Origin of the sequence: Sorangium sp. So ce296 (assembly GCF_051529605.1) — a bacterium.
In the GTDB taxonomy this organism is placed as follows: domain Bacteria; phylum Myxococcota_A; class Polyangia; order Polyangiales; family Polyangiaceae; genus Sorangium; species Sorangium cellulosum_D.
Genome location: NZ_CP150325.1, coordinates 4,630,527 through 4,654,478, shown reverse-complemented (window position 1 = coordinate 4,654,478; position 23,952 = coordinate 4,630,527). Strand labels below are relative to the sequence as shown.

14 protein-coding genes are annotated in these 23,952 nt (G+C 69.5%); 9 read left to right on the top strand and 5 right to left on the bottom strand.

Annotated features, from left to right (window positions below; genetic code table 11):
* Positions 1–65: 65 nt before the first annotated feature.
* Positions 66–1,931, bottom strand: coding sequence for a bifunctional homocysteine S-methyltransferase/methylenetetrahydrofolate reductase (locus WME98_RS17535; RefSeq protein WP_437316091.1), 1,866 nt, complete (start codon positions 1,929–1,931; stop codon positions 66–68).
* Positions 1,932–2,022: 91 nt separating this feature from the next.
* Between WME98_RS17535 and WME98_RS17530 the strand changes: the two genes are divergently transcribed.
* The 5 genes from WME98_RS17530 to WME98_RS17510 all read left to right on the top strand — a co-directional run bounded on the left by WME98_RS17530 (position 2,023) and on the right by WME98_RS17510 (position 11,582).
* A complete protein-coding gene (locus WME98_RS17530; protein ID WP_437952344.1) occupies positions 2,023–2,904 on the top strand; it encodes a hypothetical protein in 882 nt (293 codons plus the stop codon).
* Positions 2,905–3,021: 117 nt separating this feature from the next.
* Positions 3,022–3,603, top strand: a complete 582-nt coding sequence (locus WME98_RS17525) for a hypothetical protein (RefSeq protein ID WP_437334300.1) — start codon at positions 3,022–3,024, stop codon at positions 3,601–3,603.
* 64 nt (positions 3,604–3,667) lie between these two features.
* The gene (locus tag WME98_RS17520; RefSeq protein WP_437952343.1) at positions 3,668–4,018 is read left to right on the top strand and encodes a hypothetical protein; all 351 of its coding nucleotides are present in this window, start codon (positions 3,668–3,670) and stop codon (positions 4,016–4,018) included.
* Positions 4,019–4,357: 339 nt separating this feature from the next.
* A complete protein-coding gene (locus tag WME98_RS17515) occupies positions 4,358–10,009 on the top strand; it encodes a calcium-binding protein (RefSeq protein ID WP_437952342.1) in 5,652 nt (1,883 codons plus the stop codon).
* A gap of 253 nt (positions 10,010–10,262) precedes the next feature.
* Positions 10,263–11,582, top strand: a complete 1,320-nt coding sequence (locus WME98_RS17510) for a calcium-binding protein (protein WP_437952341.1) — start codon at positions 10,263–10,265, stop codon at positions 11,580–11,582.
* A gap of 43 nt (positions 11,583–11,625) precedes the next feature.
* On the opposite strand, the gene WME98_RS17505 is transcribed toward WME98_RS17510, so the two are convergent.
* On the bottom strand, positions 11,626–12,858 hold the full coding sequence (locus WME98_RS17505) for an aminotransferase class V-fold PLP-dependent enzyme (protein WP_437952340.1): 1,233 nt from the start codon (positions 12,856–12,858) through the stop codon (positions 11,626–11,628).
* Positions 12,833–14,779, bottom strand: coding sequence for a YgiQ family radical SAM protein (locus tag WME98_RS17500; RefSeq protein ID WP_437952339.1), 1,947 nt, complete (start codon positions 14,777–14,779; stop codon positions 12,833–12,835). Before WME98_RS17500 ends, WME98_RS17505 begins: the two co-directional genes overlap by 26 nt.
* A gap of 694 nt (positions 14,780–15,473) precedes the next feature.
* Between WME98_RS17500 and WME98_RS17495 the strand changes: the two genes are divergently transcribed.
* Entirely contained in the window at positions 15,474–16,160 is a 687-nt protein-coding gene (locus WME98_RS17495) for an RNA polymerase sigma factor (protein WP_437952338.1), read from the top strand.
* Between the two features lie 139 nt (positions 16,161–16,299).
* On the opposite strand, the gene WME98_RS17490 is transcribed toward WME98_RS17495, so the two are convergent.
* On the bottom strand, positions 16,300–17,163 hold the full coding sequence (locus WME98_RS17490; protein ID WP_437952337.1) for an alpha/beta fold hydrolase: 864 nt from the start codon (positions 17,161–17,163) through the stop codon (positions 16,300–16,302).
* Positions 17,164–17,288: 125 nt separating this feature from the next.
* On the bottom strand, positions 17,289–17,729 hold the full coding sequence (locus tag WME98_RS17485) for a GNAT family N-acetyltransferase (protein WP_437952336.1): 441 nt from the start codon (positions 17,727–17,729) through the stop codon (positions 17,289–17,291).
* Between the two features lie 361 nt (positions 17,730–18,090).
* On the opposite strand from WME98_RS17485, the gene WME98_RS17480 reads away from it, so the two are divergent.
* The 3 genes from WME98_RS17480 to WME98_RS17470 all read left to right on the top strand — a co-directional run bounded on the left by WME98_RS17480 (position 18,091) and on the right by WME98_RS17470 (position 22,414).
* The gene (locus WME98_RS17480) at positions 18,091–19,179 is read left to right on the top strand and encodes an AAA family ATPase (protein ID WP_437952334.1); all 1,089 of its coding nucleotides are present in this window, start codon (positions 18,091–18,093) and stop codon (positions 19,177–19,179) included.
* Positions 19,180–19,395: 216 nt separating this feature from the next.
* Positions 19,396–20,700 carry a cation:proton antiporter gene (locus WME98_RS17475; RefSeq protein ID WP_437952332.1) on the top strand — a complete coding sequence of 435 codons (1,305 nt, stop codon included), beginning with the start codon at positions 19,396–19,398 and terminating at the stop codon, positions 20,698–20,700.
* 121 nt (positions 20,701–20,821) lie between these two features.
* A complete protein-coding gene (locus WME98_RS17470; protein WP_437952330.1) occupies positions 20,822–22,414 on the top strand; it encodes an alkaline phosphatase D family protein in 1,593 nt (530 codons plus the stop codon).
* Positions 22,415–23,952: the final 1,538 nt, after the last annotated feature.

Here is a 23,952-nt window from a genome sequence, read left to right as displayed (position 1 = left end):
TTTCCCCGCGCCGCGCCCGGCGCTGCAAGCAAGAACGCATGCGCCGGAGCGGGCGGCCGGGCAGCTCAGCTCGTCTTGAGGCCGTCGAGCACCTCGAGCGCGAGCTCGTACTTGCCGAGCGGCGGCATCAGGTAGGCGCCCTGCACCCGGTCGCGCACCGAGAAGAGCATCTCGCGGGCGATCTTCACCCCCTCCTTGCGGGCCTCGGGGCCGGCCGGCACCTTGCGCATGCGCTCGCGGATCTCCTCCGGGATCTGCATGCCAGGGACCTCGTTGTGGAGGAACTCGGCGTTCTTGTAGCTCACGAGCGGGAGCACGCCGACGAGCACCGGCATCCCCAGGTGCTCGATGCGCCGCAGCACCTTCTCGAGGAGATCCTGGTGGAAGACCGGCTGCGTCATGATGATGTCGGCCCCCGCGGCGCGCTTGCGCTCCAGGCGCGCGAGCTCCTTGTCGAGGTCCGGGGCGCCGGGCTCGAGCCCGGTGGCGAGCAGGAACGACGTCTTGCCGCCCGGGATCGGCTTGCCGGCCGGGTCGAGGCCGCGGTTCATCGTGCTCGCCATGTGGAGCAGCCCGATCGAGTCGAGGTCGTAGACCGCCGTCGCCTCCGGGTAGTCGCCGACCTTCGGCGGATCGCCCGTGATGATGACGAGGTTCTTGATGCCGATCGCGTGGGCGCCGAGCAGGTGCGCCATCTGGCCGATGAGGTTCCGGTCGCGGCCGCAGACGTGCAGGATCGGCTCGATGCCGTAGCGCTGGACCAGGAGCGAGCAGAAGGCGAGGTTCGTCATCCGCGCGGTGGCGCGCGGGCCGTCGGCGACGTTCACGACGTCGACGCCGTTGTCGATGAGCATCTTCGCCGCGCTGAGCGCGCTCTCGGGGCTGAGGCCCGGCGCCGGGTTCACCTCGACCGAGACCACGAACTTGCCCGCGGCGATCTTCGCCGCGAGGGGGCTCCGCTCGCCGAGCGGCGTGGGCTCGCTCCCCGTGGGCGCGTCCATCGTGACGTGCGGGCGCGAGGTGACCTCGGGCACGGCGCTGCCGCGGAGCATGCGGGCCGACTTGGCCATCCACTTGACGTGCTCCGGCGTGGTGCCGCAGCAGCCGCCGATCATCGCCGCGCCCGCCTGGATCATGCGGCGGGCGAAGACGTCGAAGTACTCGGGCGTCGCCATGTAGAGCAGGCGGCCGTCGACCGTGCGGGGCAGGCCCGCGTTCGGCTGCACGCAGAGCGGGAGCCCCGCGGTCGCCATCCGCTCCGCCATGGCGAGCGACAGCTGCGGGCCGTCGCCGCAGTTGACGCCGAGCAGGTCGACGCCCCAGTCCCGCAGCGTCCGGGCGACGCGCTCCGGCTCGCTGCCGTCGGCCACGACGCCGCTCGTGTCGAACGTCATCGACGCGAGCACCGGCAGCCCCGGCGCGGCCTGCCGCGCCGCCTCGATGGCGAGCTTGATCTCGTCGAGGTGGCGGAATGTCTCGAGGACCAAGAGGTCCGCGCCCCCCTCGGCGAGCGCGCCCGCCTGCTCGGCGAAGGTGGCGGCCGCCGCGGCGAGGTCGTCGCGCTTGGCCACGCCGGGCACGAGCCCGGTCGGGCCGATCGAGCCGGCCACGTACGCGTCGCCGCCCGCGATCTCGCGCGCGATGCGCGCGCCCGCGAGGTTGAAGTTGCGCACCTCGTTGACGAGCCCGTACCGCTCGAGGCGGAACCTGTTCGCGCCGAAGGTGTTCGTCTCGATGACGTTCGCGCCCGCGGCGACGTAGTCGGCGTGGACCCGCTTCACGAGGTCGGGGCGCGTGACGTTGAGCTGCTCGAAATTCTGCGTGACGAACACCCCGCGCTCGTAGAGCAGCGAGCCCATCGCGCCGTCGAACACGAGGATCGAGCGCCGGATCGCGTCGAGGAACGGGGCCTCTGGTCTCGTGCGGGACATGGGGCGCATCGTAGGGGCGCGCCGGCTTCTCAGGAAGGGGGGCGCGACGCGGTTGACGTCGCGGTCAGGATCTCGGTAGGCAGATCGCGAGATGAGCACGCCCCGATGGCTTCGCGCATTTGCCCTGGCGGTCTCCGCCGCCGCTCCGCTCCTCGCCGCTTCCTCGCCGGCGCACGCCTGGGATCCGGTGGTGCACCGCTCGGACGCGGGCGTGGACCTCTACCTGTGGAGCGCCCGCGATCTCGGCGCGTCGACCGCCGTCGTCCCGTTCCTCCAGTTCGAGCCGACGCCCGACCTGTTCATCAACCTGAAGTTCCCGCTGGCCCTCTCCCTGAACGGCCCGGGGGATCTGGAGGATCCGCGCGACGGTCAGGCGCGCGCGGGGCTCGGCAACCCGACGTTCACGCTCTACTACGCGGACATCGACGGCAAGCTGACGTGGTACGCGGGCGGCCGCGCCGCGCTGCCGCTCGGCGTGGTCGACGACTACGACTGGCGCTGGGCGACGGCCTACGCGTCGGCGGCGATGGCCTATTACGATCTGCACCTCTGGGCGGCCGACGCGCTCCCGATCGGCGGGCTCGGCGGCATCGAGTACCGCTTCGGCCGCTCCTTCGTGCTCCGGGCGGGCGGCGATCTCACGTTCTTCGTCCCGCTGCAGGACCGCGGCCGGCGCGGCTTCATCGACGATTCGGACGATCTCGACGTGGTGTTCCAGGCGAAGGTCGAGCCGGAGTTCCAGAGCCGCGCCGGCTTCGGCGGCGGCGTGGCGCTCCAGACCGTGTGGGTCCCGTCGTCGGTCTACGACGACCAGGGGCAGGTCTCGCTGCTGCCGTATTTCGTGTACGACAGCCAGAAGACCTTCTTCATGCGGGCCGGCCTGCTCCTCGCGCTGGACGAGCCGCTCGGGCCTGCGTTCGACCGGCGGAGAGTGACGTCGCTCTACCTGCAGTTCGGCGGGCACATCGACTAGCGCGCCGGGCGGCTCGACCGAGCGAGGGATGAACCGGAGAGGCGCAGGTGCCGTGTCGGGCAGGGCGGCGCCGCCTTCGGGCTCGCCCGGGCCCCTCGCACGCATGGAGGCTCGAACATGACCCGTCGCCGCGCCATCGCCTGGGGCGCCGCCGCCGTCGCTCTTTTGGCGGTCGTCCTCCTCCTCCGCAAGCTCAACCAGTTTCCGCCGGACACGACGCCCGAGGGCGCGTATCTCCGCATCGCGTACAACATCGGCGCGAGCGACCCGCGCGCGTGCTTCCCGTACCTCGAGGACCGGGCGCAGCACGCGGCCTACACGATCCGGGACTACCGGCGGAAGGCGTTCGAGCGGATCGAGGCGAGCTACCCGGAGCCGGAGCGCGCGCGCCTGCTCGAGCAGTACCGCGCGCACGCGATGGCCGAGGACGGGGCGGACGTGTGGGTCGACATCGCCGCGAAGCAGGGGTTCGTCGCGCGGCTCCGGCGCGACCTGTCCGGCATCGCGAAGGTGGAGGTGACGGGCGAGCGGGCCACCGTCGAGACGGCGCGCGGCACGCGGTACCCGTTCCGGCGGCGGGACAACGGCATCTGGGGGCTCACGCTCTTCACGGCGGACCTCGTGGCCGAGGCCGAGCGGGCGGCGCGGGACTGGGACGTCGTGGAGAAGGCGGCGCTCGACTACGAGCGGGCGCGGTGAGCGGGGCGCCGCCGCGCCGCGATGCTCGAGGGCGAACCGGCGGCGGCGGCAGGAGGGGGCCCTCGTGGAGCTGAGCCGCGCGGACGCCTCCGCGATCGATCCAGCGGCGAGAGACGCAGCGCTGCGCGAGCTCGGCGTCGAGCGAGGCGCCTGGATCGCGAGCGGGACCGAGGCAGAGGTCTACGGTTTGACGGACGAGCGCGTCCTCAAGCTGTATCCGGATCCCGGCCGGGCCTGCGCGCTCGAGGTGCTGAGGAGGTTCTACGATTCGCTGCGCGGCGAGGGGCTGCCGTTCGCGCTCCCCCGGATCTACGACATCACGCCCGTCCGAGGGCTCCTCGCCGTGACGGAGCGCCGGATCGAGGGCAAGCCGCTCTCCGAGCCCCTACTGGCAGCGCATGGCGTAGCCTCGTAGGGGCCGCAGCGCGCGCTCATCAGCCGTCCGCGAACAGCCTCCAAGGGTTCCTCGGGGGCGGCTGGCCAGCGAGCCACCCCGCGATGTCACGTGACATGTCACGTGACATCGCGGGGCCGCGCCGTGACACCGCGACCTCGATGTCACGGCGCGGCCCGATCTCCGCGACTCCTCGCGTCGATCCCGGAGGGGTCGCGCGCGCCGGGCCTGGCACGGTTCTTGTGAAACCCGGGTGCTCGGTACGGAGTGACTTCAATGAGAAGAATCAACAGCAAAAGCCTTCTGCTTACGATCCTCACGTCGATAGGGGCGCTCAGCGTCGCGCCCGCGGCACATGCCTTGTCCTGGGAAGACATCCAGCCGAAGAGCGGTATCAAGGAGGGCAAGTGGGAAGGGCCCGGCGGCTTCGAGCTCAAGTGGAACGCCTCGGACGGGAACATCAAGTTCGAGGTCACCTCGCCCAACACGGGCATCTACTCGGCCAACTACGGGACCAACCCGACCGCCATCGCGAACGGCGACGTCTGGAACCTGCCTGGCGAAGGCAACGGCGTCATCACCTACGGCACGGACCGCGGCATCAAGCTCGAGGTCCCCGTCGGGCCCTCCGTCGCGATCGTCACCGAAGGGAAGATGAACGACAAGTGGGAGTACGTCCCTGACAAGGCGGAGGTCGAGATCGGGCTCAAGCGCCCGCTCTTCACCAGCTACAAGCCCGACAAGAGCGGCGTGCACCAGGTCGGCGACCGCTTCGAGACCGAGGCGAAGCTGAAGCTCATCCTCGAAGGGATACAGTCGGGCAACCCCAACTGGGGATACGCGGTCGAGACCTCGATCCTCGGGCTCGAGATCATCAACGAGGAGTACGTCGGGTTCGGCATGCGCGATCTGCTCGGCAACGGCATGGTGGGGCAGCTCGCCGACTTCATGCGCTGGCGGCAGGACTACCTCCTGGACCTGTCCCAGGGCCGGGCGCCGCACATGGGCGACATCGACGCCGAGCTGCCGGACATGGCGCTGTTCCTCGCCTTCATGGATATCGGCGGCGACCCGCTGGCGATCGATCTCGACGACGACGGCGTCGAGACCCTCGGCCTCGACGGGTCCGGCTCGGTCCTCTTCGATCACGACGGCGACGGCGTGGCCACGGCCACGGGCTGGGTGGCGCCCGACGACGGCTGGATCGTGAGGGATCGCAACCTCGACGGCCAGATCAACAACGGCAACGAGCTCTTCGGCGTCAACACCGTGAAGCTCGACGGGACGCTGGCGACCGACGGCCTCGACGCCCTCTCCGATCTGGACACCACGCGCGACGGCGTCGTCGACGCCGCCGACGCCGGCTTCGGCGCGCTGCGCGTCTGGCAGGACCTGAACTCGAACGGCAGGGCCGACTTCGGCGAGCTCGCGTCGCTCACGGAGATGGGGATCAGCTCGATCTCCCTCTCGACCACGGGGAACATCAGTAACCAGAACGGGAATACGTTCTCCGGCACGGCGAAGTACACCCGCGACGACGGGACGACCGGGATCGTCGCCAACCTGATCCCGGCCGAGAGCAACTTCTACGCGGAGTTCACGGAGCCGGTCACGATCTCCGCGGAGGCCGAGGCGCTCCCGTACATGGGCGGCAGCGGGTTCGCGCGCCCGCTGCGCGAGGCGATGTCGGTCGATCCCGTGCTGCTCTCGCTCGTCAGCGAGTTCGCCGCCGAGCCTACGCGAGAAGGCCAGCGGCGGAAGGTCGACGACATCCTGGCGCGCTGGGCGCAGGCGGCGCCCGGGGGATCGCTCTATCACCAGTCGATCGCGACCAACACGCCCATCTGGGTGCACTTCCAGCGGGTCAAGAAGCCGAAGGTCGATTCGCAAGGCGGCGGCGCGCTGACCACGAGCGGCGGCTCGTCGGTCGGCAAGGGCCAGGTGTATGCGCCTCAGTCCGACTGGGGGGTGACGCCGATGGTGCCGGGCGCGACGGAGAACCAGACACGCACGGATCTGACGACGCTGTTCGCCTCGGAGGCGGAGCGCCTCGGCGTGAGCGGCAACCCGCGATGGCTGAAGGAGGTGCTGGAGCTCAGCGATCACCCGATGGTCCTCGACTACAAGCGTCATCTGGGGCGCCTCACGGTGGTCGAGGTGTTCAGCGGCATCGAGAGCCGCGACTGGGACCAGCTGTCCACAGACGCGAGCGGCAAGCGCGTCACGTTCAGCACCCAGAACACGTGGGGGTTCGACGCGGCGTACCGCCTGATCCACGAGCGCGTCTACGGCGCCCTCGCGGTCCAGACGCGCCTGCAGTCGTACCTCGAGATGGTCCCCGACCCCACCGGGCCCGGGAGCCTCGACTTCTCGGCGCTGAACCAGCGCCTCCAGCTCGAGCTCGACGCCGAGCACGAGATGGTCGACACCAGCGACGCGCTCGCCGACCTCGTGGACCTCGTGCGCCACGCGGGACCGGCGCTGATGCGCTTCGGCTGGGATCCGCGCCCGCTCCTCGCGGACGCCCTCGACTCGACGCTGGACGCCACCATGGAGGTCGCGACCCAGTGGCTCCCCGTCGGCGGGTGCTTCTGGCAGCCGTCCGCGGCGATGGATCCCTCCGCGTACTACAATGAGACGTACCTGGGGACGCTGCAGGACAAGCACTTCCTGTTCCAGCCCAGCGGGCGCCCCGACCCGTACAACCGGCCCGACTCCTTCCTGGTGAAGCTCAGCCCCGGGGATCTCTGCGGCCAGTTCCGCTGGTTCGATTACACCTGGGAGGGCCAGCTCGCGAACCCCACGAAGACGACGCCCCTCCGCTACGATCATCACCGCAACGGGCATGACCTCGTATGGCAAGCCACGCAGGTGTCGGCCGGCGTGGGCGACGATCTCATCTTCGTCCATCCCACCGACGCCGACCGCATCGACGGCGGCCCCGGCGATGACACCTACGTCGTCGGCGCGAACTACGGCGAGCTCTACCTCGCCGGCTCCGAGCTCAGCACCGACACGCTGCAGTTCGTCGACGGCATCCGCAAGGAGGACGTCAAGGTCACGCGCTCGGATCGCAACCTCGTCATCGAGGTGACGAGCGCGCCTCTGGCCACCCGCACGAAGGTCTCCGTCGCGGGGTTCTTCAACCAGGACGCCGCGAGCGGCTCCGCGCTGGGGAACGTCGCGTTCAGCGACGGCACGTTCTGGAACACCCGGGATCTCCGCGTGAAGGCCCTGGACAACGGCGACGCGGGCGGGGCGATCGTCGGTTACCAGACGCCGGACCTCATCGACGCGCAAGGCGGCGACGACTGGGTCGACGGCCAGGACGGGCAGGACTTCCTGATCGGAGGTGACGGCAACGACTCGCTGAACGGCGGCAACCACGGCGACTACCTCTACGGCGGCAGCGGGAACGACAACCTGTCGGGCGGCCCCGGGAACGACGTGCTCGACGACGACGCGGGCGACGATCACTTCACCGGCGGCGACGGCGACGACCTGTTCCTCGTGGGCGGGCTGGAGGCAGGCGATGATCTGGTCGACGACACCTCGGGCAACGACCGGCTCGTCTTCGCCACCGACGTGACCCCCGAGATGATCAGCGTCCGCAACGTGAACCGCGACATGATCATCAACGTCGCTGGGGACGGCAAGTCAAGGCAGGTCAAGGTCCGGTGGCAGTTCCACGAGGACGCCGCGCTCGGCGTGAGCGCCGTGCAGATCGGCGAGCCCGCCGTGGCGATGTGGAACAGGGAAGAGCTGCGGGGCCTGGCCCTCTCCGGCTCGACGGGCAACGACACGATCGTGGCGTTCGATACGGCGGATACCGTACCGGGGTCTGCGGGCAACGACTACATCTCCGGCCGCGGCGGCAATGACGACCTGTCGGGCGGTGACGGCAACGACACGGTCGACGGCGGCACGGGCGACGACCGCATCAGCGGCGGCGATGGGGACGATAACCTCACGGGTCAGGCCGGGGACGACGTGCTCGACGGCGGTGCGGGCAACGATCATTTCACCGGAGGCGACGGCAACGACACGTTCTTCGTGGGCGGGCTGGACGGAGGTACGGATCTCGTCGACGACACCTCCGGCAGCAACCGGCTCGTGCTCGGCGCCGACGTGACGCCCGAGATGGTGCGTGTCCGCAACGTCAACCGGGACATGGTCCTCACGGTCGCCGGCAACAACGTGTCGAGGCAGGTCACGGTCCGATGGCAGTTCGATGAGACCAGCGCGCTGGGCGTGGACGTGGTGCAGATCGGCGACCCCGCCACGGTGACGTGGACCAGGGCAGACCTGCGGAACCTGGCCCTCGCCGGGTCGTCGGGCAACGATACCCTCCTCGGGTTCGCGTCCGCGGATACCGTCTCGGGAGGTGCGGGGAACGACGCGATCTTCGGGCTCGGCGGCGACGATGTCCTGTCGGGCGACGACGGCGACGACGCGATCGACGGCGGCGACGGCGACGATCACCTGAACGGCGGCAACGGGAACGACACGCTCTCGGGTCAGAAGGGCAACGACGTGTTCGACGGCGGCGCCGGCAGCGACCACTTCAACGGCGGCGACGGCAACGACACGTTCTTCGTCGGCGGGATGGAGGGAGGCACCGATCTGATCGACGACTTCTCGGGCAGCAACCGGCTCGTGCTCGGCGCCGACGTGACGCCCGAGATGGTGCTCGTCCGCAACGTCAACCGGGACATGATCGTCACGATCTCGGCCAACGGCACCTACCGGCAGATCACTGTCCGATCGCACTTCAACACGGCCGGCACGTACGGCATGGACCTCATGCAGATCGGCGAGCCTGCCACCGCGACGTGGACGAGGGAGGATCTGAAGTACCTGGCCCTCGCCGGAACACCCGGGAACGACACGATCGTGGGGTTCGAGACGGCGGATGTCGTCTCGGGGTTCGCGGGAGACGACGCGATCAGCGGGCTCGGCGGCAACGACGCTCTGCAGGGCGGCGACGGCAACGACAGCATCGCGGGCGACGACGGCGACGACACCCTCGAAGGAGGGGACGGCAACGACAACCTCCGGGGTTACCGGGGCAACGATGTCCTCGTCGGCGGGCCTGGCAACGACACGCTGATGGGCGGAGACGACAGCGATACGTACTATTACTCCGCGGGCCAGGACACCATTCAGAACATCGACACCGGCGCCGGCAGCATCGACACGGTGATCTTCGACGACAGCCTCGCGCCCGGCGACCTGGTGTTCCGGAAGGACGGGTTCAGCGACCTCCTGGTCAGCGTCCGCGGCAGCACCGACACCCTGCGGATCTCGCAGTTCCTGACGGGCAACGCGGCCTCCACGTTCACGGTCGACCGGTTCCAGTTCGGCACCGCCCCCGGCGCGCCGCAGCTGACGGCCGCCGAGGTGGCCTACCTGGCGCTCTACGGGGACGGGAGCCCCATCAACGGCGACGAGTCTGCAAATCACCTCGACGGGTTCCTCGGGCCGGACACGATCTCGGGCTTCGGCGGCGACGACTCCATCTTCGGGAAGGACGGCGACGACACCCTGAACGGGATGGCGGGCGCCGACCAGCTGTACGGCGAGGCGGGCGCAGACACGCTGAACGGCGGGACCGGCAACGACACGCTCCGCGGCGGCTCCGGCGGCGACAAGTACACGTTCACCCCCGGAGACGGCGCCGACATCATCGTTCCGCCGTCGGACGGCGCGCTCGAGGATCTCGACATCGTCGAGGTCGTGGGGGCAGAGGCGGTCATCGACGAGGCCTCGTTCCGCCGGGTGAACCCGACGAACATCGAGCTGCGCGTCGGGAGCGATCTCGTCGTCACGATCCAGGGCTTCCTCGTGAACGACGCCTCCGGCACGGTCCGCCTGATCAACGAGGTCGACGAGGTCCGCTGGCCGGATCACACGCTGTGCACCAAGCAGCGGATCCGGGACGCGCTGGTCGCGAGCCCCAGCGGGACCGCGCTCGCCGCGCGGACCGTGTGCGGCAGCGACATGCAGTGGTAGCGGCGCGGCGCGGGGCCGCGCCTCACGTCGCGCGGCCCCGCGCCGGCGTCGCGCCGGCGAGGCCTGGGGATGTCGCGGGACATGTCACGTGACATCGGGCCGTCGCGCCGTGACATCGCCCGGGCCGATGTCACGGCGCGGCGGCTCGCGGGCGATTTTTCCAGCGAGATCGGACGCCCTGCGTCGCACCGGGTCTGGTGCGGTCCTTGCTGGAATTGCTAGTAGGAACGGAATCAACTCGAGGGTATCCGCGATGAACGAGAATCGTTACTTTCTGATCCTGGCTTCTGTAGGGGCGCTGAGCGTCGCATCGGCCTGCACGGCGCACGACCTATCATCGGAAGAAACCCTGCCGGACGGCAGCCACTCCGTCACGATGGAGGAGACCGGGGAGGCCGTGGGCCACCTCACTATCAATGGGACGGCTGGCGACGACGTCCTTCAGGGGACCGCGGCGGCCGATATCGTGTCAGGAATGGATGGGAACGACGTCATCCAGGGTCTCGCAGGGAACGATATCCTGATCGGCGGAAATGGAGCTGACGATCTGCTGGGCGGTGATGGACACGATGACCTCGAAGGAAGTGCCGGCGACGATGACCTGAGAGGCGACGGCGGCAACGATTACCTGCTCGGCGGCAGCGGGAATGATTTCATGATGGGCGGAGACGGCAGCGATACCTACTTCTTCAGCGCGGGGCAGGACATCATTCACAACAGCGACACGGCCGATGCGAGCGTCGATACCGTGATCATCGAGGATATCGCCGCGTCGCCCGACGATGTCGTGTTTCAGAGATACTTCACCGACCTGTTGATCACCGTCCCAGGGCACTCCGACACGCTGCGGATCACCCCGTTCTTCGGCGGTAACGGCGCCGCCGGGCACACGATCGATCGGATCAAGTTCGGTGAGCTGTTCGGCTCACCGCAGATGACCGCCGACGAGGTGGCGTACCTCGTGCTCTACGGGAGCGGCACCCCGGTCGTCGGCACAAGCACCGCAGACTACCTGGAGGGGTCGTCCGGGCAGGATCTCATCTCCGGGATGGACGGCAACGACGTGCTCTGGGGATACGAAGCGAACGACGGCCTGTACGGGCTGAGCGGCAACGACACGCTGTACGGCGGCCCGGGCAACGACGAGCTGGATGGCGGAACTGGCGATGACCAGCTCCACGGCGGCCTCGGAGGTGACAGCTACATCTTCAGGCCCGGGGACGGGAACGACATCATCCACCAGCCATCCGAGCCAGACTATGGCGGCCCTTATGATTACATCAAGATCGAGGGGTCGCCGACCTTGATCGAGGACGCGTCGTTCCGTAAGCTCAACGGCTCCGACATCCAGCTACGTCTCGCGCCTGGGCAGGGGCTCACCGTCACGATCGAGGGCTTCCTGGATCCGGTCACCGGCTGGTTGTCCGATCCCAGCATGGCGGAGGTGGACGATGTCCGCTGGCCCGATCACACGGTGTGCAGGCCCCAGCGGATCCGGAATGCGCTGAGCGATCTCCCGGTCGGAACGTGGGTGAACGCGCGGACCGTGTGCGGCAGCGACATGCGATGGTGATGCGCGCCGGCCGCCCGCGGCCGGCGCTGCTCGCGCCGCCCGCTCACCCCTTCCGCACCCGCGCGAGCGCCTCGTCCGCCGAGAGCAGCACCTGCTCCCACTCGTCCAGCGCGTTCGGCCAGTGCGGCGAGAAGCGCACCACGCCGTCCGGGATCGCGCAGGCGATCCCGAGCCGGGTGAGCTCGCGGTAGAGCTCCACCACCGAGGCGCCGCCCGGCGGCCTCACCCCGAGCGAGCACGCCCGCAGCGCCGGATCCGCCGGCCGGAGGCTCTCCCAGCCGCGCTCCCGCAGCGCCTCCTCGAGCGGATCGAGGAAGCGGTTCGCGTGCTCGTGGATCCGCTCGACCCCGATCTGCAGGATCAGGTCCACCGCCGCCTCGAGCCCCGCGTAGCCCGCGGCGTTGAGGTTGCCCCCCTCCACGTAGTCGGCGCGCTGCCGGATCGGCCGGTCGTACCGGAGCTTGCCCGGGCCCTGGAACAGGAAGCTCACGCCGTCCTCGTGGCTCAGCCAGCCCGCCACCGACGGCCGGAGCGCCTGCAGGCGCTCGCGGCGGATGTACAGAAAGCCCGTGCCCTCCAGCCCCATCATCCACTTGTGGCCGCCGCACGCGAGGTAATCGACCCCGGCCGCCCCGACGTCCACCGGCGTCGCGCCGACCGCCTGCACGGCGTCCACGCACAGCTCGGCGCCGTGCGCGCGGCAGAGCGCGCCGATCGCGGCGAGCGGCATCCGCAGCCCCGTCTGGAACTGCACCGCGCTCACCGCGACGAGCCGCGCGCCGCGCCGGAGCTCGGCCTCGAGCCGGGCGAGGCCCGAGCCGCTGCCGTCCGCGAAGCCGCCGAGCGGCAGGAAGACGGTCTCCAGGCCGAAGAGCTCGGCCGCGCGCTGCCACGGGGTCACGTTCGCCGGGAACTCCCCCTCGAAGAGGATCACCCGGTCGCGCGGCCGCCAGGGGAAGCACAGGGCGATGTCGGTGAGCCCGCGCGTCGTGCTCTGGACCAGCGCGATCTCGTCGGCCGGCGCCTCCGCCCCGACCAGCCGGCCGAGCTTCTCCCGCAGGCGGAGCCGCTGCGCGCTCCACGCCGGGAACGCGGCCGCCCCCTGCGCGGCGTAGTCGTCGAGCAGCGCCATCACCGCGAGGCGCACCGGCCGCGACGGCGGCGAGATGCCCGCGTGGTTCACGTAGACGAGCGGCGCGAGGTGCGGGAACAGGCTGCGGTCGCCGAGCTTTGCGGCGAAGGCTCGATCTTTATCGATTTCGGCGGTGTGTCGCATCGGCTGGCTTCCCCCGGCGCTCCCCGCGGACCTTGGCGAGGTAGCGCGGCGGCGCGCCCTTGCCGGCCGCCGGCGGTACGAGGCAGTGCGGCTTCGTCCCGATGAGATCACCGCGGCCCGCCTTGATCAAGGCCTCGCGCGCCTCGTCGTGGTGCGCCGGGTCCCAGTAGAGCAGCAGCGCCTTCTGGAGCTTCTTCTCGCGCAGGTCCTTCGCCGTGTACACCGGCTCGCGCGTGAGCGGGTCGATCCCGGTGTGGTACATGCACGCGGCCATCGACATCGGCGTCGGGATGAAGTCCTGCACCTGGCGCGGCCGCATCCCGTTCCTCTTCAGGTACACGGCGAGGTCGACCATGTCGCGGAGCGTCGAGCCGGGGTGCCCCGAGATGAAGTAGGGCACGAGGAACTGGTTCTTCCCCGCCTCCTCGCTCGCGCACCGGAACTGCTCGGCGAAGCGCTCGTAGCTCTCGATGCCCGGCTTCTTCATCTTGTCGAGCACGTCCTTCTTGTTGTGCTCGGGGGCGACCGAGAGCTGGCCGCCCGTGTGGTGCGCGGCGAGCTCCTCGATGAACTCGGGCGACCGCTCGGCGAGGTCGTAGCGCACGCCGGAGGCGATGAAGACCTTCTTGACCCCTTCCTCCTCGCGCACCGCCTTCATCAGCTGGAGCAGCGGGCCGTGGTCGGTGTTCAGGTTCTCGCAGATCTCGGGGTGGACGCACGAGAGCCGCCGGCAGGCGTTCTCGATCGCCTCGTCCTTGCAGCGCATCTGGTACATGTTCGCGGTCGGCCCGCCGAGGTCGCTGAGCACGCCGCGGAAGCCGTCCATGCGCCGGAGCGCCCGCACCTCGCGCAGGATGCTCTCCGCCGAGCGCGACTGGATCACCCGGCCCTCGTGCTCGGTGATCGAGCAGAACGTGCAGCCGCCGAAGCAGCCCCGCATCGTGACGACCGAGTGCTTCACCGTCTCGTACGCCGGGATCGGCGCGTCGTACGACCAGTGCGGCACCCGCGTGAACGGCAGGTCGTAGAGCGCGTCCATCTGCCCCGTCTCCAGCGGGAAGGCGGGCGGGTTGAAGTACACCGCCTCGGCGCCGTGCGGCTGGAGCAGCGGGCGCGCATTGCCGGGGTTCGTCTCGAATTGGAACGCCCGCGACATCTCCGCGAACACGCGCCGATCCGCCGCCACCTCCTCGTAGCTGGGGAGGATCACGGGTTTTCCGTCCGAGACGTAACGTGAGCCTTCGATCTGCTCCCATTCGCCCTTGCGCAGGGGGAGGGCGGTGCCGCGGACGTCGCGGATCGAGCGGACGGGCTCGCCGCGGCGGAGGCGGTCGGCGACTTCCCAGACGGCCTTCTCGCCCATGCCGTAGATGAGCAGGTCGGCCTTGGCGTCGAGCAGGACCGAGCGGCGGACCTGGTCGGACCAGTAGTCGTAGTGGGCGATGCGGCGGAGGGACGCCTCGATGCCGCCGAGGACGATGGGGACGCCCGGGAACGCTTGCCGGCAGAGGTTGGCGTAGACGATGGAGGCCCGGTTGGGGCGGAGGCCCACCTGCCCGCCCGGCGAGTACTGGTCCTCGCTGCGGACCTTCTTCTGGGCGGTGAGCTTGTTCAGCATCGAGTCGAGGTTGCCGGCGGTGACCCCGACCATGAGCCGGGGGACGCCCATCCGCAGCAGGTCGCTCGGGTCCTGGTAGCGGGGCTGGGAGATGATTCCGACACGGAAGCCGCGGCCCTCGAGGAAGCGGCCGATGATCGCCGCGCCGAACGCGGGGTGGTCGACGTAGGCGTCGCCGTTGACGATCAGGATGTCGAGCGCGTCCCAGCCCCGCGCGCGCATCTCCTCCCGGGTCGTCGGCAGGAAGGCGGTGAGGTCGCGGGGGGCGGCGCCGGCATTGCGGCGGAGCTGGAGGAGGGGCACGGCGCCGTCACCCTACGGGCCGGGGGAGCGGTCGGCAAGGGGGCGGCCCGGGCGGCGCTGGCGGGCCGGCGCGGCGCTTCCGCGGCTGCGGGCGGGCCGGGGGGCGCGGGCGCGTCCGCCGGGCGCCTGCGGGGCGTCTACGCGGGGCCTGAGGGGCGGGGCGGCGCTGCGGGGCGGCGCCTGCGGGGCGCCTGAGGGGCGGGGCGGCGCTGCGGGGCGGCGCTGCGGGGCGGCGCCTGGGGGGCGCCTGAGGGGCGGGGCGGCGCCCGCGGGGTCGGGCGCTGGGGGGATTTGCCGTCGAGCCCGGCAGGCGCGCGCTCGCCGCCGAGGCGCTGGAAGGCGGCGAGCGCGCGGCCGAGGCCGGCGCGCCGGGGGGGGCGCCGGCGGGCGCCGGTCGCATTTTCCCGGGCAAAACGCGCAAATTGCGCGACGTCCGCCGGCTGATCACGAATTCGGATGGCCAAGCATCGAATTTTCGGAGGCGACATGGGGGCTGGCGCGCCGGGGCGGGCGGGAGTCGCTCGGTGGGAGTCGCGCGCGACCCACAAAAATAAGCGGCAAAACCCGGAGTTTTTGCGTCGAGGGGGCGGGATCCCAAATGACTCGGAAAGAGGGTTCGTAAAACTTATATGTGGAATCTCAACCCGATGATGCCCTCCGCGCCAAACAACGCAGCTTCGCTGTGGTGTACGAGGTGGGGGCTCCCTTCCTTCGCCGGACGCTCCGCAGCTATGGCGTGGACGCCGATGATCTCGAGGACGTCCTGCACGACATCCTCATGGCTGCCTACCGCCGTCTGGGCAGCTTCGACGCGAGCCGCCTGCTGCGCGCCGCCCTGGGGTTGAGCGACGAGGATGAGGTCCCCGGCGGCGAGCCGGTGCCGTTCAGCGCGGTCCTCCCCTACGTGAGCAAGCTGCGGGCGCGGCGGGCGTGGGACCCGGTGTACCGGTGGCTCTACGGGTTCGCGTGGCGGCAGGTGACCCACTACCGGCAGCGGGCGTTCCGGCGCCGCGAGATCCCGGCGGGCCTGCAGAGCAGCGCGATCTTCGCCGGGGTCGACCAGCGCCCTCGCCTGGAGCTGCGGGTGGAAGCGACGGAGCGGGCCGAGGTGATCGACCTGCTGCTCGCGAGCCTCGTCCCGCAGCGGCGCGTCATGCTGGTGATGCACGACATGCTCGACATCCCGGTCGTGGAGATCGCCCGGGAGCTCCAGATCAACGAGAACACGGCCCAGAACCGCCTCCGGCTGGCCCGGGAGGACTTCCGGGCGGCGGTGAAGCGGCTGGCGCCCGAGCAGCGGAGCGCGCTGCGCCTCGGCGAGCGGCCGTTCGCCACCGAGGCGGCGACGCGGCGCCGGCCGGCCCCGCCGCGGCGCGAGTAGCGAGGCGCTCGGGCGCGGCGGCTGCGGGGATCCCGAGCGAGGAGGACCCTCGCGAGGCACAGCTCCGTCTACATGCGTGTCATTCCTACATGCGTGTCATTCGTCGGTCGTGCTCGCCTCTCGTCACCCGTGCTCGTCTCTAACGCCGTCCCTCCGTGCGCCCGATGAAGGCGCTCATCAACGCGGCGCATTCGGCCGGATGGGTCTCGAGCAGAAAATGCGGCCCGTCGAGGACGTGCGCCTCCATGCGCGGGAGCGCCTTCATCCAGGAGAGGGTCTCCTCGAGGCCGAAGAAGACATCGTGCCGACCCCATACCATCAGCGCCGGGGGCTGCCAGCGATCGAGATAATCGGCGATCTCCCCGAACCGCGCGAAATGGCTGCGATAGTCGAGCACCAGCGCGCGCTGCGTCTCGAGCCGGCCGGGGAGCGACATGATGCGCCAGTCCTCCTCCCACAGCCGGGCATCGATGCGCTCCGCGATGTCCCGGGGCACGCCGCCCACATATTGGTCGCGCGTCCCTTCGAGGGTCAGGTGCGCGGTCGCCTCAGCTTCCCGCTCCGGCGTGGGATCGTCCCAATAGGCTCTGGTCGCCGACCACTGCGGCCCCATCCCGCTCTCATGGGCATTGGCGTTCTGGACGATGAGGCTGCGTATCCTGCGCGGCGCGCGCGTGGCGAGATGAAGCCCCACCGGCGCTCCAAAATCGTGGAGGTAGAGGTGGAAGGACTCGGCCCCGAGCCGCGCGAGCAATGCGTCGATGATGTCCGCGAAACGCGAGAATGAGGGCCGCTCGATCGGCTCGGAGCCTCCGAACCCCGGAAGGTCCGGAGCGATCACGAAGCAGTCCCGTGCGAGAGTGCCGATCACGTTCCGAAACGACTCCGAGGAGCTTGGAAAACCGTGGATCAGAAGGAGCGCCGGCTTCTCCCGATCGCCTGCCAGGCGGACCGCCACTTCGGCACCTTCAATCTCAAACCTCACCCGTTCCGGTTCTCTCATTGCACCTGACTCCTTCGACGCCTTCAGATGCCTGACGCGCCTCGCCGGCAGATGGTGACACGCCTTCCGTGCACCCGCGCTTTGTGTAGCCGTCGCTGGACGCGACCGCCAGATCGATCATCGACTCACACGCGCTTCATCATGGCTCGCTCGCCCGATTCGCGCGACGGACCCACGTCGATGAATCCGTGGCGGACGTACAACGAGATGGCGCTGAGGTTGTGCTCCTTCACGTCGAGGCGGAGCTCACGTGCGCCCTGCTCGCGTGCCCACCGCAGGATCTCCTCGACCAGCGCGTCTCCGACGCCGCGGCCGCGCACCTCCGGCGCTACCCACATGCTGATCAGCTCGTAGGTGCCTCCGAGAGGCGCGCCTGTGGCCATGCCGACCGGCTCGCCGTCGACGTAGGCCACGAGGTTGTGGGAACCAGGCAGCTCCAGGCGCGCCCGCCAGCGCTCGTCGGATGCGTTTTCCCATTCCTCGAGCGTCGAGCCGAAAGCATGGGGAGCGTCCGCGAGCGCGCGCAGCCGGACGTCGCGCCAGGTAGCCCAATCGTCAGACGTCAAGGTCCGCAAGCTGATCACGTGAATCCCTCAACTGCTGGTGGCGAGCTGCCCAAGCCGAACGACTCGGCGACCTGCATCGGTCTGCACAACGATTCGTCGATGGGTCAACCGAAGCCGCCGGGCCAGGTCTGTCCAGACCGTCGCATCTGTGACCTCACCCACGGAGAGTCCCACGGATCGGCGCTGCGCCTCAAGGCCCGGATGCTGCGCAGCGCCATGGGGATCGGGCTGGGCCACCTCGTCGGCGAGCTGGGGTCGCGATCGCAGCAGGACGAGGACCGTCGCCAGGGGCCGGCGTCGCGGGAGGCGAAGGGGAGGCGAGCTCGGCGCGGCCGGACCACGATGGGCTATCCTGGGCGGGATGACGGTCCAGGAGCTCCACGTCGCGGGATATCGCTCGATCCGAGAGCTGACCCTCCCCCTCGCGCAGGTCAATATCATCGTCGGACCGAACGGCGTCGGCAAGACCAACCTCTATCGCACCATGGTGCTGCTCGGCGCCGCGGCGAGCGGGAGCTTCGCGCGCACCCTGGCCGAGGAGGGGGGGATGCCGTCTGTGCTCTGGGCCGGCCAGCGCAGCAAAGGCCCGGTGCGGATGACGCTGCGGGTGCGGCTGGATCAGCTCGTCTACGAGCTTCAGTGCGGGCTGACGCCGCCGCCCGCAGGGCCGTTCCAGCTGGACCCGGACATCAAGGAAGAGAACCTCTGGCTGCTCGACAAGCGCCGCCGCCTGCCGATGCTGGAGCGGGCCGCCGGCTCGGCCTTCGCGCGCGACGTGGACGGCCACCGCGTGACCTTTCCCTTCTCGCTCTGGGGCTCGGAGTCGGTGCTGTCGCAGGTGGTGGAGCCGCACCGCTTTCCGTTGCTCTCGGTGGTGCGGCAAAAGCTGATGAACTTCCGGTTCTATCACCACTTCCGCACCGACGCCGGCGCGCCGCTCCGGGTGGAGCAGGTCGGGGTGCGGACGCCGGTGCTCAGCACCGATGGCCACGATCTCGCCGCGGCGCTGGCGACGATCCTCGATATCGGCGACAGGGGCGCCTTGCGGGATGCCGTCTCCAGCGCGTTCCCGGGCGCGTCGCTCGAGGTCTCCTCGACGCAGGGGCGGTTCCGCGTCGAGCTCGGGTTGCCCGGGATGTCGCGGCCGCTCGACGCCCGCGAGTTCTCGGACGGCACGGCGCGGTATCTCTGCCTGCTGGCGGCGCTCTTGAGCCCGAGGCCTCCGCTGCTGATGGCGCTGAACGAGCCGGAGACGAGCCTGCATCCGGATCTGCTCGGGCCGCTCGGGGATTTGCTCGTGCACGCGGCGTCCCGGAGTCAGCTGTGGATCACGACGCACTCGCGCCCCCTGGCGGAGCGGATCCGGAAGGCGACGCCCTGCCGGGTCATCGAGCTTGGCAAGAGAGGTGGGGAGACGGTGCTGGCGGGCGGCGCGGCGGAGGAGGAATGACGCCCTGCGCCGCGGAGCAGAGCCTGCGGCGCATCGGCGGTGCCAGCTGCTCGGCAGCCGTTCGGACAGCCCGACGCAGGTCCCGCGGTCGAGGCTTGACATTTTGAATCAGCTTGGATTTTCTTCACCTCAGGTATATTTTGACGTCCAACATTTTCTCCGGACTGCGCCGCGCCTCGCTCGAGCCGACGCGCGGCGGTCTGTAAGCCTGGGAGCATGGATCTATTCCAAGTCTCGGCGGCGTTGCTCTCGCTCACCGCGGTCTTCAGCTTCTTCAACCATCGTTTCCTCAGGCTGCCGACCACGATCGGGTTGATGCTGATCGCGATGACGACGTCCCTCGTCATGGTGGCCATCGGAGAGCTGTTTCCGGAGGTGGAGGCCGAGGCGAAGAAGCACCTCTCGGGCATCGATTTCAACAAGACGTTGATGCAGGGGATGCTCGGTTTCCTGCTGTTTGCCGCCGCGTTGCACGTCAACCTGGCGGATCTGAAGAAGCAGCGGGTCGTCATCGGCGTCCTGGCCACCGGGGGTGTGCTCATGTCCACCGTGCTGGTGGGCGGCATGACCTACGCCCTCATGACGCTGATGGGCGTGCACATCCGGCCGGTGTACTGCTTGCTCTTCGGCGCGCTCATCTCCCCCACCGATCCCATCGCGGTGCTCGGGGTCCTCAAGCACGTGGGGGCGCCGAAGGAGCTCGAGATGAAGATAGCCGGGGAGTCGCTCTTCAACGACGGCGTGGCGGTGGTGGCGTTTATCGGGCTCCTGGAGATCGCGTCGGGGACGTCGGGCCTCGATCTGCAGCGGCTCTCGCTGCTGTTCGTCCAGGAGGCGATCGGCGGCGTGCTGTACGGCCTCGCGCTCGGCTTCGTGACGCTCGCCATGCTGCGCAAGGTCGACGACTACAAGGTCGAGGTCTTGCTCTCGCTGGCGACCGCGGCGGGCGGCTACGCCCTGGCGTACGCGCTCCATGTCTCCGGCCCCATCGCCATGGTGGTGGCCGGGCTCTTCATCGGGAACGAGGCGCGCGCCGGCGCCATGAGCGAGAAGACCCGCGAGCACCTGGACGACTTCTGGGAGCTGATGGACGAGATCCTGAACGCGGTGCTGTTCGTCTTGATCGGCCTCGAGCTCTTGATCGTCGCGTTCGACGCCCAGTCGCTGCTCGCGGGGCTGCTCGCGTTTCCGGTCGTGCTGCTCGCGCGGTTCATCGCGGTCGCGCTGCCGGTGAGCCTCATGAAGAGGCGCAGGGTCTTCACCCCGGGGGCGATCCGCATCCTCACCTGGGGCGGCCTGCGCGGCGGCGTCTCGGTGGCCCTCGCGCTCTCCATCCCCGGAAAGCTCGCGGATGGCACGCACGTTCCGGAGCGCGAGATGGTGCTGACCATCACCTATGTCGTGGTGGTCGTCTCCATCGTGGTGCAGGGCCTGACCATCGGCCCCTTGCTGCGCCGGACGATCGCCGCCGCCGCTGCCGCCGAGCCGGAGGAGGGGCCGATCGCCGTCGGCGGCGGCTAGCTCGCCGGCGGATCGCGAAGCGCGGAGCGACCCACCGCCAGCGAGTTTACAGGGGCCCACGCGCATGGTGTCATGACGGCGACGGGCCGCTCCCCAGGGCGACCCCTGGAAGGAGACCCTCGTGGCCGAGCTCTTCCCGGGCCGCGGGGCGGAGCGCCGTATGCCCCGCTTCGCAGGGATCTGGACGACGACCTTCGGGACGCTGACCATCACGCAGAGCGGCAGCGCTGTCCGCGGCACGTACACGCACAAGGGCGGCCGCGTCGAGGGCGAGCTCGAGGAGGGCGTGGCCCGGGGCCGGTGGTTCGAGCCCGAGCACGGCAAGGAGGGCTCGTTCGAGCTCACCATCGATGACAGCGACAATACGTTCGGTGGCTCGTGGAAATACGCGGGCTCGACGGGCTGGGACGGGCCATGGAACGGCGTGCGGCTCGAGCTCCCGTCCGAGGCGGAGGGCGGCAATCCGGGCGGATGGAACAGCCATCCGGGAGGCCCGCTCCTCGCAGGCCCGATGGCCGGCGAGGTCTCCGAGACGGAGGCGCGCATCTGGATCCAGGCGAGGGACACCTCCCCGCTCTCGATCTCGTTCTTGTCCGATGACGGTGAGGAGATCGGCGCCGCGCTTTCGCCCGAGCGAGCCGAGTGGCTCTGCGCCGCCTTCCACGTCACGGGCCTGCGCCCTGGCCAGCGCTACCGCTACGAGATCTCGAGCGAGAACGGCCGCACCGATCGCCATCAGCTCCGCACCGCGCCCGAGGCGGGCGCGCGCAGGCTCAAGATCGCGTACGGCTCGTGCTTCTGGGACCATTCGAACGCGCGGCTCACCATCTTCGACGCCATCGCGCGCGAGGGCGCCGACGTCTTCTTGATGATCGGCGACACGTCCTACTGCGCCGATCTCGACGCCCGCTCCGAGCACACGCTGATGCTTACGCACCTCCGGAATCGCAATAGCGATGCGATCCGGAGGCTCTTGGCCGAGGTCCCTGTGCTCGGCATCTGGGACGACCACGACTTCGGCCCGAACGACGCGGACGGCCGCTACGAGGGCAAGGGCACCTCGCTGCGCGCGTTTCGGCGCTGCTGGGCGCAGGCCCGCTTCGGGCTGCCCGACGTCCCCGGGGTCTTCTCCTCCGTCCGGATGGGGCCCGCCGAGATCTTCCTCCCGGACTCGCGCTACCACAAGCGCGTCGCCGGGGCGGAGATCCTCGGTCGCGCCCAGCTCGATTGGCTCCTCACAGGCCTCCGCGAGAGCGCCGCGCCCGTGAAGATCATCGCCTCGCCCACGCAGGTGCTCCCCGAGCACCCGGTCAAAAACGGCTGGGACAGCTTCCGCACCGACGCGCCCGGCGAGCTCGAAGAGATCCTCTCTTTCATCGAATCCAACGACATCCAGGGCGTGGTCTTCGTGAGCGGCGACCTCCACATGGCGAACCTCATCCACGTGCCCGGGCGCGACGTCGGCGGGCGCGCGGGGCCCGAATTCTGGGAGCTCACGTCGAGCCCCCTCGCGAACGCGCCCTGGAACGAGCCTCAGCTGGGGAGGGGCATCGATCGCTATCTCATCAGCGAGGTGTTCGACCGCACGAACTACGGCGTCGTGGACATCGATCTCGACCGGACCGGCGAGGAGATCGCGCTTGTCCTGAAGGACGAGCATGGCGAGATGTTGATTCGGCAGCCTGTTGCGCTGGCGGATCTGCGCGTACGGTGAGCCCGGCGTTGACGCCCGAAGCCGTTCTCCCTCCCAGGGATGGAGCGCAGAGGCGATGAGGGTGAGCGCATGCTGAATGTGGGTGGCACCGATCGATGAGGCTTCGATGACTATTCACGTCACTACAGATGAGGACATTCGGAGAGCCGTCCGGCGCGGGCTTCGTCTTCCGGTGCGTTTCATGCGTGATAACGTGCTGGAGGGGCCGTGCGCGTCCGAGTCTGAAGACCATTGTGAGCGGCGGTGCGATTATTGGAGTCTGCGAGGGCGCGAAAGGGCACGATTTTGCTCGTCGTTTAACGATCTTATCAGCGCAGTGAAATCGCGTCAGCGAATCGTCGTATGGACGTCCGGGTTGTGGAGGGATAGGCTGATGCTGTGGGCGCTCTGCGCCTGGAGGCTCCGCTATCGGCCCGAGCACCCGGAGCTCGATGTCATCGTCCTGGGAGATGCGCCGGAGGATGGGTTTGGCCGTGGATTCGTCCACGTGAAGCCGGCCGACGCGCGCCGCGGCTTGAACGACGCGCGCGCTCTATCTCGGACGCGTGTCCAGCATATGGCGCGCTCTTGGCGAAGGCTATCCGGTCGATCTCCGGTGCTGTCCACCGAGGGCAGGCGCGCAGATCGAGCGCGGAAGGATCTCGTAGAGCTTGGCACCCACCAAGCTGCGTTCTTTCCGCGGGTGGACGGTAGCGCGCTCACCCTGTCTTGGGTGGACGAGCTTTTGTTCGCGTGCCTCGATAAAGACTGGTCGACGCCAGCCGACGTGTTTATGCACCGTTCATCGGCAGGCGAAGAGCTGCGTAACGGTTGGGGGACGCGCATCGGCGATTGCTTTCTCGCCATGCGGCTGCGCCAGTGGGCCGAGCACCGCGGGGCTGAGGCCGCGCTGGAGAGTGTGCCCTATAGGCCGGACAGGCCACCTATGCTAGAGGCTCGCTATAGGTTGACGGCTGTCGGCGATCAAATAAAGCGACACGGCCTTGATGAAATCGCTCAAGGAGCGCCGCTGCCGGTGTGGGGTGTCACAGCGTACGATGCGCTGGCTCCTTGGGTCGTGGTGGACCATGGCACAGCTCACCAGCGCGTCCGGCGACTTGGAGATCGCGCTACGCAGGAGGAGGAATGACGCCCGCGGCCACACGTGCGTCCGTCTGGCCGAGCTCCGCGCGGACGCCCCTCGGCCAGGGGATCCTTTCCTCCAGGTAGAAGCGCCGCGCGAGCTCGGGGCCGTCGCCGTCCACCTGGCCGAGCTCGGCCACGTCGCGGCGGTGAACGCCGGCGAACTCGCGATCGCGCTTGCGTACACGGCGCCCGCGCAGATAGTGGGGCCGCGACGTCGAGGAGCACCGCGGCGTGCTCCGCACCTTCCGGCGGACCGGAGGGGCGGTCGATAAGAGGAGCGGCTGCCTGATGAAAAGAGCGTGTTCTCCCGGATGCGGCGCGGTGGCCGTCTCCTTTAGCTCGGATCCCCTGGATTGGGTGTGGGTCTTCGTGGCCCTGCTCGTGCTCGTCGGCATGGGCGCCGCGCTCGTCCT